Origin of the sequence: Bartonella sp. AP57NXGY, assembly GCF_042195805.1 — a bacterium.
Taxonomy (GTDB): domain Bacteria; phylum Pseudomonadota; class Alphaproteobacteria; order Rhizobiales; family Rhizobiaceae; genus Bartonella.
This window is the reverse complement of sequence record NZ_JBHIOZ010000025.1, coordinates 1-14,254: the sequence shown is the minus strand read 5'-3', so window position 1 is coordinate 14,254 and position 14,254 is coordinate 1. Positions and strand designations below refer to the sequence as shown.

Sequence of the window (14,254 nt, the reverse complement as noted above, 5' to 3'; positions counted from 1 at the left end):
TGAAATAAGCTTAGGCACCTTAAAGAAAGGTTTCTTAAAAACAAGCGTGCAAATTGACAAGCAAAGTGTATTTGGTTCGGGGCGTTCTGTTTTACATAAGGGTTTTGATCTTATTAAAGAACGAGAGAAACAAAAGCGTGAAGCAATGTGTAATCTCTATTATTTAAAAGACATTACTCTAGATGCTTTTGAAAGCCGTAAAGCAGAATTAAAAAATGATGCTAAAAATGGAAACTGGTTTGCACCTTTACAGCTTCATATTCTCCTCAAATTAGGCGGCTGTAAGCAACTTTCAAAGATTGCGCCAACAGAGATACATAATACTCTTAACTCCCATCTGATAAGTAAAAGCTGCAACAGCAAAAGCTCTTTTAGAAAAACAACGCCATAAAGTCATTAATAAACCGGCAATGAATTGGAGAAATGTTCCAGATTTTTATCAAACACTCTGCAAAGCAACAAGAATGATACAACTGGCTTTGCGTCTGCTTATTCTTACAGGTGTTCGTACCCATCTCTTGCATCAATTCGTGAAGATCAGATTGAAGAGGATATATGGACAACTCTTGGCTCGAGAATACGAACGGTCTGCGTGATACTACAGGAGATTTCGCATGTCACTATGATCACAAATATTAAAAATTTTAAAACAAGCACGCTTGTTTTTTCGCAATGATTTCTGTTTTCTGTAACCGGTCGTAGTCCTTATTAAGGTGAATTTCCTATCACAATATATAAGAGAGGTTAGGTTAAAAACCTGTCCACGTAGATTTCTCTCTCATTTACGTAATTGGCTAACAGACTCCACCTATCACACCTCAAAGGACGAAGCCTCTTAACACGCCACTGATCTGCAAACAATCCGCCCCCTCACCTAGCAGATTTCACCTCCTAACCACTCTAATTACCACATCCTAAATAAGATAGTGTTTTACAGCACAACAGAATAAATACCAAAACAATGGCTGATTATACCGTTAATACTTGGACACCTCTCTTTCATGTTAAGAAATATCTTTTATGCTAAAAAATAAAAAACACTTTTACTGCTTAAATAACTTTCTTCAGCATATATACAAGAACAATGAAATACCCTAACATAATAAATAAGACCTAAACCTAGAAATCTCTATTTTTTATAGATAAAAATATATAAAATCAAAACCTATGAAACTCATAAAAACACAACATGTTTTCTTTGATGATTGAATTCATTCAACTCAAACGAACCTATAAACATCCCTATTCCACATTCGCAACACGTGTTCTTAGAATTCTCACTAGCCTTTTCTAAATTTTTGGAAAAAACTATAAATTTGATATTTTTTAAAAACGCCTTATTTGCTCTTTAATGAATTTAAATCTATGACGTTACAATAATTTTAAATTACTTCCCCCTTAACTGTATGATCTATCTCTACAATAGAGAGGGCTTTTACGTTCTCCATTTTTTAAGAACTATAAATTTTGCTTTTTAATGCGATTAACAATCCAATCTTTAAAACAAAAAATATGACCTTTATATATATATATATATAATGATATTATCAAAAATTCCTAATCCTTGAATATTAGCAATGTTTTCGATATTACAATAAATGTGTCGTAAAATGACGAATTGTCATAATGATCACTCCTTTGTATTTCATTTAGATAATTTACATGCGTTATAATATTTGTATCAGCATTTATTTTTTGTGCTCTATTTATAAAGAGTAATCATTTTTTATAAAAAATGATTACTTGAATCTGCATCAAATTATAAATTATGATGCGAATTTAATAAAAATAAAAACACATGGCATATTGATTTTATTGTTTTTACATAGAACGCTATTTAAAGTATAGTTTACTCGAAAGACTAATGCCTTTTAAAGGCAATAATAACTATACTAACCGCCTCATAGAAGCCAATAAATTTTTAGATATTAAGCCTCAAAGAGGCACAAAAACACGCACAATTTTCTATTTTTCTTTTTACTGTTCGTTAATCGGTCAATTTTCAAAGATAATATTCAACTATGAGTTTTCTGCTCAGCCATTGCAAGGATTGCTTCTACAAGGATTGCTTAAATTTTTAGGGATTACTTCACTTTTAGAATGATTATAGCTACTGCGCCCCCATAAGCAGCCGATCTTCTTTTAGAGATTTAATTGCTAAAAGGAGATACAATTTTCCACCTTGCGCTTTATTTTGATCAATCAGTAAATTTTCAAAGGCGGCGTTCAACCATGAGTTTTTTAATTTCAGCAATCGCTTTCGCTGGATTTAATCCCTTTGGACAAGTTTGCGCACAATTCATAATCGTATGGCAACGATAAAGGCGGAAAGGATCTTCTAAATTATCAAGACGTTCACCACACATCTCATCACGTGAATCCGCAATCCAGCGATAAGCTTGAAGCAAAACAGCGGGCCCCAAATAACGATCACCGTTCCACCAATAACTTGGACATGAAGTCTGACAACACGCACACAAAATACATTCATAAAGGCCATCGATTTTTTGGCGATCGGAGTGACTTTGTAACCATTCTTTTGCAGGTTCAGGAGAAACTGTTTGCAACCAAGGCTCAATGACTCGGTGTTGTGCATAAAAACGCTTTAAATCAGGAACCAAATCTTTAACAACCGGCATGGAAGGCAACGGATAGACCTTAATGGGATGTTTTACATCATCCATCCCTTTGGTACAAGCTAATGTATTGGTTCCATCAATATTCATCGCACATGAACCACAGATGCCTTCACGGCATGATCGACGAAGTGTCAAAGTTGGATCAATATGGTTTTTAATAAACAAAAGCCCATCAAGAATCATAGGACCACAAGCAGAACGATCCACATAATAAGTATCTAAATGAGGATTTTCCTCATCATCAGGCGACCAACGATACACGTGAAATTCCGTCAGCTTTGTAGCACCTTCAGGTTTAGGCCAAACCTTTCCCGGTTTTACTTGAGAATTTTTGGGAAGCTTAATTTGTACCATATTTCATTCTCCCCTTAATAAACCCGTTTTTTAGGTGCAATGCGCTTTAAATCGATCCCACCATCAGCTTCAGATGTTAACGGGTCCACATGGACAGGTCGATACGATAATGTCACCTTACCCTCTTTTGACAAATGTGAAATCGTATGTTTACGCCAGTTTTTATCATCACGCTCTGGATAATCTTCACGAGCGTGAGCGCCACGGCTTTCTGAACGTGCTTCGGCAGAATAAACAGTCATGATTGCATTCGCCATAAGATTTTCAAGCTCTAATGTTTCAACCAAATCAGAATTCCATATCAGAGAACGATCTGTGACTTTGAGATCCGACAATTCCCCCCAGATTTTATTCATCCGTTGACATCCCTGTTTCAAAGAATCTTCTGTACGGAAGACTGCTGCGTCTTCTTGCATCGTGCGTTGCATTTTTTCACGCAATACAGCTGTTGGTATTGCCCCTTGTGCAAAACGTAAACGATCAAAACGCGCTATAATTTCGTCAACAGCTTCTTCATTGATGGGTGAAATTTCTGCATTCCGATCAATAACTTCACCCGCGCGAATGGCAGCAGCACGACCAAACACCACAAGATCAATTAATGAATTTGACCCCAAGCGGTTAGCTCCATGAACAGAAGCACATCCTGCTTCTCCTACCGCCATCAGCCCTGGTTGAATACGATCAGGCGAATCAGCCGTTGGATTGAGAACTTCCCCGTAGTAATTGGTAGGAATCCCACCCATATTATAATGAACCGTTGGCAAGATGGGGATAGGCTCTTTTGTTACATCCACCCCTGCAAATATCCGTGCTGATTCTGAAATCCCTGGTAAACGCTCATGCAAGATTGCAGGATCAATATGATTGAGAACCAAATGAATATGATCCTTCTTAGGTCCAACGCCACGCCCTTCACGAATTTCAAGTGTGATACAACGCGAAACCAAGTCACGTGAAGCCAAATCCTTAAAGGAAGGTGCATAACGCTCCATAAAGCGTTCACCTTCAGAATTGATTAAATAGCCTCCTTCACCACGAGCTCCTTCTGTAATTAAGCAGCCAGAACCGTAAATCCCTGTCGGATGGAATTGCACAAACTCCATATCCTGAAGTGGCAATCCAGCACGTGCAATCATTCCACCACCATCACCCGTACAGGTATGCGCCGATGTCGCAGAAAAATAAGCGCGTCCATAACCACCGGTTGCAAGAACAACCATTTTGGCAGAAAAACGATGTATTGTACCATCATCGAGATTCCATGCCACAACCCCCGTACAAACCCCATCCGTCATGATGAGATCGAGTGCAAAATATTCAATAAAAAATTGCGCATTATGCTTTAAGCTTTGTCCATAAAGCGTATGCAAAATGGCATGGCCTGTACGGTCAGCTGCTGCGCAAGTACGCTGAACAGGCGGACCTTCACCAAATTGTGTCGTATGTCCACCAAAAGGACGCTGATAAATTTTGCCTTCTTGCGTTCGCGAAAAAGGAACGCCATAATGTTCTAATTCATACACAGCAGCAGGAGCATTACGCACCAAATATTCCATTGCATCGGTATCGCCCAACCAATCAGAACCTTTCACGGTATCATATAAATGCCACTGCCAATTGTCAGGTCCCATATTTGAAAGCGATGCAGCAATTCCCCCTTGTGCTGCAACCGTATGTGAGCGCGTTGGAAAAACCTTCGTAATACAAGCTGTCTTTAATCCTTGTTCTGCCATACCCAGTGTCGCACGTAATCCTGCACCACCTGCCCCAACAACAACAACATCAAATTTATGATCCACAGTGCGATAAGGGGCGTTACCTGCTTTAGCACCCAGAGATGATCCTGTACCCGCCATACTTGTTTAACCCCCTAATGCAATTTTCAAAAGAGAAAAAATAATGATACCACCTATGAGAAAACAAAATAAAATATTTAACGTCAAAAAGAATATCCGAAAACCTTCACGTGGAATATAATCTTCAATCACTACCTGCATACCAAGTTTCATATGATAAAGGACCGAAAAAGTCATCAATCCCATCAAAACAGCAACAATAGGATGTGCAAGTCTTGCACGCACAATACTATAATCCTTTCCCACAAGCGAAAGAATAAGAACAATAAAAAATATCAAAAGTGGTAGATTGATAAACCCCGTCAAACGTTCTAGCCAAAAATGCTCTGTTCCTTCATGAGCACTGCCACGCCCCCGTACTTTTCCAAGTTCCGTTCGAAAATCTTTTTTCATGTCTCTTTTCACCCCCAGCTAAACAACGGTATATCCAATAATCCAAATCGCAAAAGTAACAATAAGAGAAATAAACACTGTCGCCCAAGCAGTGACTGTTGCCTTTTCTTTTGCCAAAAGGCAAGGCTTCAGATCCCAAACAATGTGGCGAACACCACCAACCATGTGATGAACCCCTGCCAAAGTATAAAGAAACAAAATACACAATCCAAACCAAGAACTATAAATTTCGTAAACTGTTCTAAATGTCTCCTCGCCACACGCAATAGCAATTAACCAAACAGCAAGAAAAACCGTTCCAACATAAAGTGCCATACCCGTAATGCGGTGTGCAATGGACATGGCCATAGTAATTGTCCAACGATAAATACTTATATGAGGGGAACGAGGGCGCTCTTTTATCCTAGTTGTCTCTATCATAAAATATCCTGACCTGGTTTATCATAAAATATCCTGACCTGGTTTTTGCAACCGCAATGAACGAGAAAGTCGCGCAAAACGACTAAACATACTCTCTCGTTTTTACTTGTTTGGCATCTCAAGATACCGATATTACAGGTCGGTTGTCTCAAATAACGGATTAAAGGTCACGCATAAAAAAACCGATTACTCCCTGGATATGATCCGCAAAACTCGCCTTAATCTAATACACTTTTATCTTCACGTCAAAGGTCTAAAATCGTTTCCAAATATAAACAGACATTTTTTCAGATTAAACTTATCCTTTTGAGTATTCACGATATATGCAATAGTCTCTTAAACTGCACCCATAATTAAGAATAAAAAGAGGAAAAATTGATAGATTGAACATTTTTATGTCCACTCCAAGCCTTTTAAAAGGCAAAACGAATCAAGAAAGACACAAATAAGCGGCATAAAAGCCGCTTTTGCATAAAGTTTAGCCGATATAATCTTTACTCAGAAACTTGCTTTTCAACATCTGTGCTGACAGATGCTGCTTCTACTTTCTCAACAACCTTTTCAGCTTTTTTCCGATAATCTCTCTTTTCAGCTATACGTGCAGCTTTACCTCTCAAGCCACGTAGATAATAGAGTTTTGCACGGCGCACTTTACCACGGCGCACCAGCTCAACACCTTCAATCAAAGGAGAATAAACAGGAAATACCCTCTCCACCCCTTCACCATAAGAAATCTTGCGTACTGTAAAGGTCTCATTCAACCCACCGCCTGAACGCGCAATACAGACACCTTCATAAGCCTGAACACGCGTCCGTGTACCTTCTGTCACACGCACCATAACACGGACTGTATCTCCTGGCTGAAATGCTGGAAATTGGCGCTTTTCTTCAATTTTTGCACATTGTTCAGCTTCAAGCTGTGCGATAATATTCATTTCTTTTATCCTTCATGTTCTTTATCGAACAGTCAGAGCGCTCAACTCTTACCAAAAAAGCCTTTATTAAGAATAAGGAGCTCTTTAGGCTATGTCTTACACAGGAGCGAATACACCATTCCTTCATTTTAATTTTGGAACTACAGAAAACCTTTTATAAAAAACTCTCTAAAAAGAGAGCCATGCAATACACCACCTTATCATATGAATCAAGTTTTCTGATGATTTTTATTATAACGCGCATAAAGATCAGGGCGACGTTGACGTGTTAACAATTCGGCTTGGCTTTGACGCCAATCTGCGATCGCTTTGTGATGACCTGAGAGCAATACAGGCGGAATACCCCGCCCTTCGAAAAGAGAAGGGCGGGTATATTGCGGATGTTCCAGCAAGTCATTTTCAAAACTTTCACACCTTGCAGAAGCTGCATTCCCCATCACTCCAGGCAGAAGACGTATAATAGCATCTAAGATAACCAATGCAGCTGTTTCACCCCCTGAAAGAATATAATCACCAATAGAAACTTCTTCTAATTCTCGTGCTTCTATGACTCGCTCATCAACCCCTTCAAAACGTCCACAAACTAACGTTACACCCGTATCACGAGCCAAGCTATGCGCGTAAGCTTGGTCAAAAGGACGCCCACGTGGACTCATCAACAATCTTGGCGAATCCTGTGGACAGCAGTCAAGAGCAGCCGCCAATACATCCGCCCGCATTACCATACCAGCTCCCCCACCAGCAGGTTTATCATCAACGCTATGGTGTTTGTCTAAAGCAAAATCCCTAATCTGTACCGTCTCCAGTGACCAAATTCCACGCTCTAAAGCTTGCCCTGCTAAAGAATACCCTAAAAAACCAGGAAACATTTCAGGATAAAGGGTTAAAACGCGCGCCTGAAATTTCATTTTATTTCTTATCCTTATTTTCTTAAACAGACTCTTAATAGCAAAAATAGCACAAACAAGACTTTTAACGCTATAGCGTTAATCTGAGTCTTCTTGATCTGCGCCATATTCAATACGATCCTTCTAAATACTTGCACTAAAAAAGACTCTAAAAATTCAGGACTATTTCGAGATAAAGTGCTTACAATATCTGCTCAAAAGAGCATTTTTAATATTTTCACACATTCCACTTTTTATTGACGAAATTCATCTGTTGTTTTTTACCTTCATCTTTATTTTTAGATTCAAGCTATTTCCTTTTTCTCATTGTCTCCCCCATCAATTAAACCAGCGGCCATGGGATCAACAACAAGAAAACCAGAATCCATACAAATTTCTGGTACCGCCGCCTTACTAAAGGGAATAAGAACTCTTTTACCTGTATTCAAACGTATTTCAAGCAAATCACCAGCCCCGAAATTAAAAAAACCACACACTTCACCTAAGATTTTCCCCCCACAATCTTGGACACACAAGCCTATTAAATCGACTTGATAAAACTCATCCTCCATCAAATCATCAATTAATTGATCACGCGTCACATAAAGGCGAATACCTTTTAAAGACTCAGCCGCATTACGATTTTCTACCCCTTTAAAACGTACAATCGCCTTATTTTTTTGTATGCGAAGAGTTACAATTTCATAAGAACGCCCCATATCATCATAAAGAGTGCTGTAAAACTTGAAACGCTGTGGCTCAGCACTTAGAATTTTAACAAAAACATCTCCTTTTATACCATGAGGCATACCAATAATGGCAAGATAGACTTTATTTTTAAGCTTTTCTTTATTATACTTCATGCAAAAATATTATCTCTCAAAAATGAACCCTTCAATCTTATAGTTTTCTATTCAATCTTGTTGCCATATGAGACAATCTTCTAAAAGACCTTTCTTGGTAACAAAAAACAAATTAATAAAGGAGAAAGTCTTATGGCAAATATTATGCTATTTTACAAAGATATCACACCAATCAACAAAATTTCCCATAAAAATCTAAAATTTGCTCCTCCAACTGATATGTCTTTTGCCAAGGATACTCATTGGGTTCCTTTAGCAAGTACTGAATATTTTCAAGCAGCGCTAGACTATCCTATTTTATTTATGTGCGCCGAAGATGAACAAAAAAAACGGCACTACACATCCGCAGCTCTTGTCGGTCTTTCTAATGACGAAAATGACTATATCGCTTCTGATAAAAGTTGGAAAAACAATACTTATGTTCCAGCTTTTGTCCGTCGCTATCCTTTTGTTTTGGCACAAATTAGCAATGAAAAAGAACTTTCTGTCTGCTTTGATCAACAGTCCGGTATGTTTAATGAAGTTGCAGGAACAGAACTTTTTAATTCCGATGGCTCTATTTCTCCTTTTATGGAAGAACGTATTCGCTTTCTTGAAAGTTTTAAAATCGCTATGGAGAAAACCTCTGAGTTTATTGATGCTCTTGTAGAAATGGATCTTCTAAGCCAAAAATCCATCAATGTGAAAAACGATAAAGGTCTCTCAGCGCAATTGGAACATTTTTGGGTTGTTGATGAAGAAAAATTGAATAAATTATCAGCAAGCCAACTTGCCAAACTTCATAAAAATGGCTTTTTAGGATTAATTTTTGCGCATTTGATGTCAACACACAATCTTGTGAAAATACTCTCTCTCAAAGGTGAAAAGCAACTTATCAATCGTGAAGAGCAACCCCAAAACAAGAATGGTCATTCTAACGATGAAAAATCTAAAAAGAAAGAAACTCTCAACTAGATAATGCCCATCAAAAACGACAAGAGAAAAGATGAAAATATTCCTCTCATTCCAGCAGACCATGCAATTTTAAACGCAAGGAAAAATTGGTTAGAGTGTCTTACCCAAACACGTCGTATGTCAGCACAAACAGTGCAAGCCTATGAACGTGATACGCGGCAATTTTTGTCTTTTCTCTGTCAACACTTAAGCCATACACCAACCCTTACAGATCTTGCTCATTTACGCATCAGTGACTTGCGTGCTTATCTTGCTTATCGGCGTACAAACAATGTAAGTGCGCGCTCTTTAAGCCGCGGAGTAGCAGGCATCCGTTCTTTTTTCAAATACTTATCACGTGAAGGAATCGTCAATGTTCCCGCAGCTCAACTTATCCGAAGCCCCAAACACCCCAAATTGCTCCCAAAACCTTTAGCGATAAAATCAGCACTTCACATAGTCAAACAAGAAAATCAACTGGAAAATGAACCTTGGATTAGCGCTCGTAATGCTGCTGTCCTCATGCTTCTTTATGGCTGTGGAATGCGAATATCAGAAGCCTTAAGCCTCACACCAGAACAATTTTCTGATCCTAAAAAAACAAGTTTATTTATAACAGGAAAAGGCGGCAAAACACGCCTTGTTCCTCTCATCAAAATTGTTTACGAAGCTGTACAAAATTATCTCAAATGTTGCCCATATCCTTTATTGGATAACCAACCCATATTTCGTGGGGCGCGAGGCGGTCCCCTACAGCCTGCCATTATTCAAAAAGCTGTCCGTAATTTACGTGCAAGCCTTGGTTTACCAGAAACTGCAACGCCTCATACACTGCGCCATTCTTTTGCCACCCATCTTTTATCACGGGGGGGAGATTTGCGCACGATTCAAGAACTTCTTGGGCACGCTAGTCTTTCCACCACACAAATCTATACCCACGTCGATACAGACCATTTGTTAAAAATCTATCAAAAGGCCCATCCCCGTTCCTAAAAACGTCTCATCAAAAAATTAGAGTGTTTCAACCTCAAGTGCCAAAGCATGAACACAAGTAGCTAACTCTTCTTGTAAAACTTTATAAATCGCTCGATGTATTTCTACGCGTGTCATATTAGAAAAAGAAGAAGATAAAATTTTCACTCGAAAATGTGTTTCTCCTTTACCATCAAAAGCATGTTCATTATGAGGATGCCCCTCATGAAGATGACTTTCGTTAATCACTTCAAGCTTTTGCGGATGAAAAGCATCCTGAAGCTTTCTCTGAATTATTGTTTCTATAAACATTTTTCATTCCTCAAACAAAATGAACGTGCAAAGATACACCTTTTTCATAATAGAATAAGTGTGAAAACAAATTTTTCAAAAGTCAATTCTTGTAAAATTAATCAATTTTGCATAAACCAATAATATGACAATAACATCTAAATTATTCGATTCAATTCGCATAAGCTCAAATAAAAAACAAAAAGCTGAGCCAGAAGCACAACAGTGTCAGTGGGAAGGTTGTGAAAAAACAGGGTCCCATAAAGCACCAGCAGGTCGAAATCACGAAGGACAATATTTATATTTTTGTATTGAACACGTACGCGCCTATAATAAAAATTTTAATTACTTCTCTGGTCTTAGCAATAAAGATATCGCAAAATTTCAAAAGGATGCTCTCACAGGACATCGTCCGACATGGCCTACAGATCTGAGCAATGGTACATCGAAAAAAACAGCCGCGAATTATGCAAAGATTCGCTCTGGAACAGCTGCCTATCAAAATCGCATGCGCGATCCCTTCACGCTTTTTACTGGGCAGCATTCAAACAATAAGTTCTCACGAAAATTAAAGCCCTTAGAAGCAAAAGCTTTTGATACACTGGGACTACAGGCAAACGCTTCAGCAGAAGACATCAAAATGAAATATAAAGAGTTGGTAAAAAAGCACCATCCTGATTCCAATGGTGGTAATCGTGCTTCAGAAGAGCGCTTTCGTGATGTTTTACATGCTTACAATTTGCTAAAAAAGTCTGGTTTGTGCTGAAAACATGCGCTTATATGAGTCTATTTTCATTTAGACCATCATTATTTGCGCAAAATGTTACTTTTTTTGCAAAACATTATAGAATATGTAAAAAAATCTTTCTTCAATATCTAAGGCTCTCATTATAGAGCATTGCATAAATACTTTAACTCTTGTATCGTTTCTAATGAATAAATAGCGTCCTCTCCCTTCCAGAAACATAATGACAAATCTTACCGTTGAAAATTTGCCCGATATTACACTTTGTGCTCGCGATCTATTTCATATTGAAACAGATCTGAAAGTCCCTGCTTTTAGCACAAAAAGTCCCCATGTTCCTGATATCGATCCTGATTATCTTTTTGATCAGCAAACAACTTTAGCGATTCTCGCAGGTTTTACCTTTAACCGCCGTGTAATGGTTTCTGGCTATCACGGTACAGGGAAATCAACGCATATTGAACAAGTTGCTGCACGTCTTAACTGGCCTTGTCTTCGCATTAATCTCGATAGTCATGTAAGTCGTATCGATCTTGTAGGAAAAGATGCTATCGTTTTAAAAGATGGCTTACAAATCACTGAATTTAAAGAGGGCATTTTGCCATGGGCTTATCAAAATAATATTGCTCTTGTTTTCGACGAATATGATGCGGGGCGTCCCGATGTTATGTTTGTCATCCAACGCGTTCTTGAAACCTCTGGAAAACTAAGCTTACTTGATCAAAGCCGTGTCATCTCTCCACACCCAGCATTTCGTCTTTTTGCAACGGCAAACACCATTGGTCTTGGTGATACAACCGGTCTCTATCATGGTACCCAACAGATCAATCAAGCTCAAATGGACCGCTGGTCTATTGTTACGATACTCAATTATTTACCCCATGATAAAGAGGTTAATATCATTTGTTCAAAGGTCAAATCTTTTCAAACGGCTGAGGGAAAAAAGACAATTTCACAAATGGTTCATGTTGCTGATATGGTACGCCAATCTTTTATCAATGGAGATCTTTCAACTGTCATGAGTCCACGTACCGTCATTACTTGGGCAGAAAATACAACAATTTTTCAAGATGTCGGCTTTGCCTTCCGATTAACCTTTCTCAATAAATGTGATGAACTCGAACGTGCCACTGTTGCAGAATTTTATCAACGCGCCTTTGGACAAGAGCTTCCCGAATCACTCATTCATGGTGTTTCGCCTTAAGGAATCTGTCACTCATGGCTACCGATATTGGCGACAACAAAAATCCGGCAAAAGATTCTTCCAACAACACTCTTAATGCTGAAGCTTTTAAAAAAGCACTTTCCACCTGTATGCGTGCGATTGCAGGCACAAACAACCTTGAAGTTTCCTTTAGTCATAACCGACCATCTTTAAGCGAAAGTTGCGCGCGTTTACCAGAATTACCTCAATACGCAACAAATAAAGACATCACTATTACCCGCGGACTAGGTGATTCCATGGCTCTGCGCAAAGCATGGCATGACAACCGCATTCACATGCAATTTTCTCCACTAGAATCAGAAGCACGTGCTGTCTTTGATGCCCTCGAACAAACACGTGTTGAAGCAATTGGTACTTTAGCCATGGAGGGACTTGCAAAAAATCTTGATGTCATGCTCGCCGATAAATACAAAAGAGCCCATTATCATAAAATTAGCAACCAAAGTGAAGCCCCCATCCAAGAAGCGATTGCACTTTTATTGCGTGAAAAAATAACAAAGCGCGCAGCTCCAAGAGAAGCGGGTTCTGTCTTAGAATTGTGGCGTAAAGAACTCGAACAAAAAGCAGCATCACAACTCAATGAACTCCCACATCATATTTACAACCAACAAGCTTTTGCACAGATTGTTCGCCAAATGCTTGTTACACTCAAAATGACAGTGCAACAAGCTGAAGCTTCTAACAGTGAAAACAATAAAAAATTAAAAAATGCGTGTGAACCTCAAGACCAAAGAGAAGAAGAGAGTAAAAACAAAAAACACGCTCAAAGTGAAGAACAAACCAGCACTGAACAAGAAAGTGATGTGCAAGATGATGGAAAAACACAAGCGACACAATCAAACAACAATGATCAAGCTGACGGCGAGCAAAAAAATGGACCTTGGCAAGAAAAGCCGAGCAAACCCAAACACCTTTTTTCTGATTCGGAACAAATGCAAAGACTTGGCAATTATAAAATCTTCACCCGTCAATTTGATGAAATTTTGGAAGCAACAGATTTTTGTTCTGAAAACGAGTTAGATCACTTACGCCGTTATCTTGATAAGCAAATCAATCATCTGCAAAACATCGTTGGACGTTTAGCAAACCGTCTCCAGCGCCGCTTGATGGCGCAACAAAATCGCAACTGGAACTTTGACCTTGAAGAAGGATATCTTGATACAACACGGCTTCCACGTCTAATTATTGACCCCATGCAACCCCTTTCTTTTAAAATGGAAAGCAACACCCAATTTCGGGACACAGTTGTTTCACTCCTCATTGATAATTCTGGCTCAATGCGCGGACGCCCCATTAGCGTTGCTGCAAGTTGTGCTGATATTTTGGCACAAACTCTTGAACGTTGTGGTGTCAAAGTTGAAATTTTAGGTTTTACCACCAAAACTTGGAAAGGGGGAAAATCGCGCGAACAATGGCTTACCCAAAACAAACTCCATAATCCTGGACGCCTCAATGATTTATGCCATATCATCTATAAAAGTGCTGATACCCCATGGCGTCGCGCACGACGCAATTTAGGTTTAATGATGCAAGAAGGATTATTAAAAGAAAATATCGACGGAGAAGCTTTAATTTGGGCTCATCAACGCCTTTTATCACGGCGTGAACAACGTCGTATCCTCATGGTCATTTCTGATGGCGCTCCTGTTGACGATTCGACACTATCGGTCAACTCCAGCAATTATTTAGAAAAACACTTACGCGCAGTGATTCAAGAAATCCAAACACACTCCCCTAT

The 14,254-nt window shown here is 38.9% G+C and carries 13 protein-coding genes and 1 pseudogene; 6 read left to right on the top strand and 8 right to left on the bottom strand.

Annotation, left to right across the window (positions count from 1 at the left end):
- Positions 1–391 (top strand): annotated as a pseudogene (locus ACFIL8_RS04440) (integrase); the annotation flags it as partial.
- A gap of 1,822 nt (positions 392–2,213) precedes the next feature.
- Here the strand turns inward: ACFIL8_RS04440 and ACFIL8_RS04435 are convergent.
- The 7 genes from ACFIL8_RS04435 to rimM all read right to left on the bottom strand — a co-directional run bounded on the left by ACFIL8_RS04435 (position 2,214) and on the right by rimM (position 8,350).
- Entirely contained in the window at positions 2,214–2,993 is a 780-nt protein-coding gene (locus ACFIL8_RS04435) for a succinate dehydrogenase iron-sulfur subunit (protein ID WP_005774220.1), read from the bottom strand.
- A 14-nt stretch (positions 2,994–3,007) separates the two neighbouring features.
- Positions 3,008–4,852 carry a succinate dehydrogenase flavoprotein subunit gene (gene sdhA, locus ACFIL8_RS04430; RefSeq protein ID WP_375681424.1) on the bottom strand — a complete coding sequence of 615 codons (1,845 nt, stop codon included), beginning with the start codon at positions 4,850–4,852 and terminating at the stop codon, positions 3,008–3,010.
- A 6-nt stretch (positions 4,853–4,858) separates the two neighbouring features.
- Positions 4,859–5,245 (bottom strand): succinate dehydrogenase, hydrophobic membrane anchor protein, encoded by a 387-nt coding sequence (sdhD, locus tag ACFIL8_RS04425; protein ID WP_375628616.1) that lies wholly within the window; start codon positions 5,243–5,245, stop codon positions 4,859–4,861.
- Between the two features lie 18 nt (positions 5,246–5,263).
- Positions 5,264–5,665: a succinate dehydrogenase, cytochrome b556 subunit gene (gene sdhC, locus ACFIL8_RS04420; RefSeq protein WP_375606014.1), complete on the bottom strand. Its 402-nt coding sequence runs from the start codon at positions 5,663–5,665 to the stop codon at positions 5,264–5,266.
- Between the two features lie 494 nt (positions 5,666–6,159).
- Positions 6,160–6,600, bottom strand: coding sequence for a 50S ribosomal protein L19 (gene rplS, locus ACFIL8_RS04415; protein WP_375612245.1), 441 nt, complete (start codon positions 6,598–6,600; stop codon positions 6,160–6,162).
- Between the two features lie 209 nt (positions 6,601–6,809).
- Positions 6,810–7,508, bottom strand: a complete 699-nt coding sequence (trmD, locus tag ACFIL8_RS04410) for a tRNA (guanosine(37)-N1)-methyltransferase TrmD (protein WP_375612244.1) — start codon at positions 7,506–7,508, stop codon at positions 6,810–6,812.
- Between the two features lie 284 nt (positions 7,509–7,792).
- Complete coding sequence (rimM, locus tag ACFIL8_RS04405) at positions 7,793–8,350, bottom strand: ribosome maturation factor RimM (RefSeq protein ID WP_375612243.1); 558 nt, start codon at positions 8,348–8,350, stop codon at positions 7,793–7,795.
- Positions 8,351–8,482: 132 nt separating this feature from the next.
- On the opposite strand from rimM, the gene ACFIL8_RS04400 reads away from it, so the two are divergent.
- Both ACFIL8_RS04400 and ACFIL8_RS04395 read left to right on the top strand, forming a co-directional pair.
- Positions 8,483–9,304, top strand: coding sequence for a SapC family protein (locus ACFIL8_RS04400; RefSeq protein WP_375612242.1), 822 nt, complete (start codon positions 8,483–8,485; stop codon positions 9,302–9,304).
- 3 nt (positions 9,305–9,307) lie between these two features.
- The gene (locus ACFIL8_RS04395; protein WP_375638443.1) at positions 9,308–10,276 is read left to right on the top strand and encodes a tyrosine recombinase XerC; all 969 of its coding nucleotides are present in this window, start codon (positions 9,308–9,310) and stop codon (positions 10,274–10,276) included.
- An 18-nt stretch (positions 10,277–10,294) separates the two neighbouring features.
- On the opposite strand, the gene ACFIL8_RS04390 is transcribed toward ACFIL8_RS04395, so the two are convergent.
- Positions 10,295–10,567, bottom strand: coding sequence for a BolA family protein (locus ACFIL8_RS04390; RefSeq protein WP_375612716.1), 273 nt, complete (start codon positions 10,565–10,567; stop codon positions 10,295–10,297).
- Positions 10,568–10,691: 124 nt separating this feature from the next.
- Between ACFIL8_RS04390 and ACFIL8_RS04385 the strand changes: the two genes are divergently transcribed.
- The 3 genes from ACFIL8_RS04385 to cobT all read left to right on the top strand — a co-directional run.
- Complete coding sequence (locus ACFIL8_RS04385) at positions 10,692–11,312, top strand: J domain-containing protein (protein WP_375612239.1); 621 nt, start codon at positions 10,692–10,694, stop codon at positions 11,310–11,312.
- 202 nt (positions 11,313–11,514) lie between these two features.
- On the top strand, positions 11,515–12,495 hold the full coding sequence (cobS, locus tag ACFIL8_RS04380; RefSeq protein ID WP_375612717.1) for a cobaltochelatase subunit CobS: 981 nt from the start codon (positions 11,515–11,517) through the stop codon (positions 12,493–12,495).
- Positions 12,496–12,509: 14 nt separating this feature from the next.
- Positions 12,510–14,254 (top strand): cobaltochelatase subunit CobT (gene cobT / locus ACFIL8_RS04375; protein ID WP_375688999.1); only part of this gene is annotated, 1,745 nt, incomplete at its 3' end.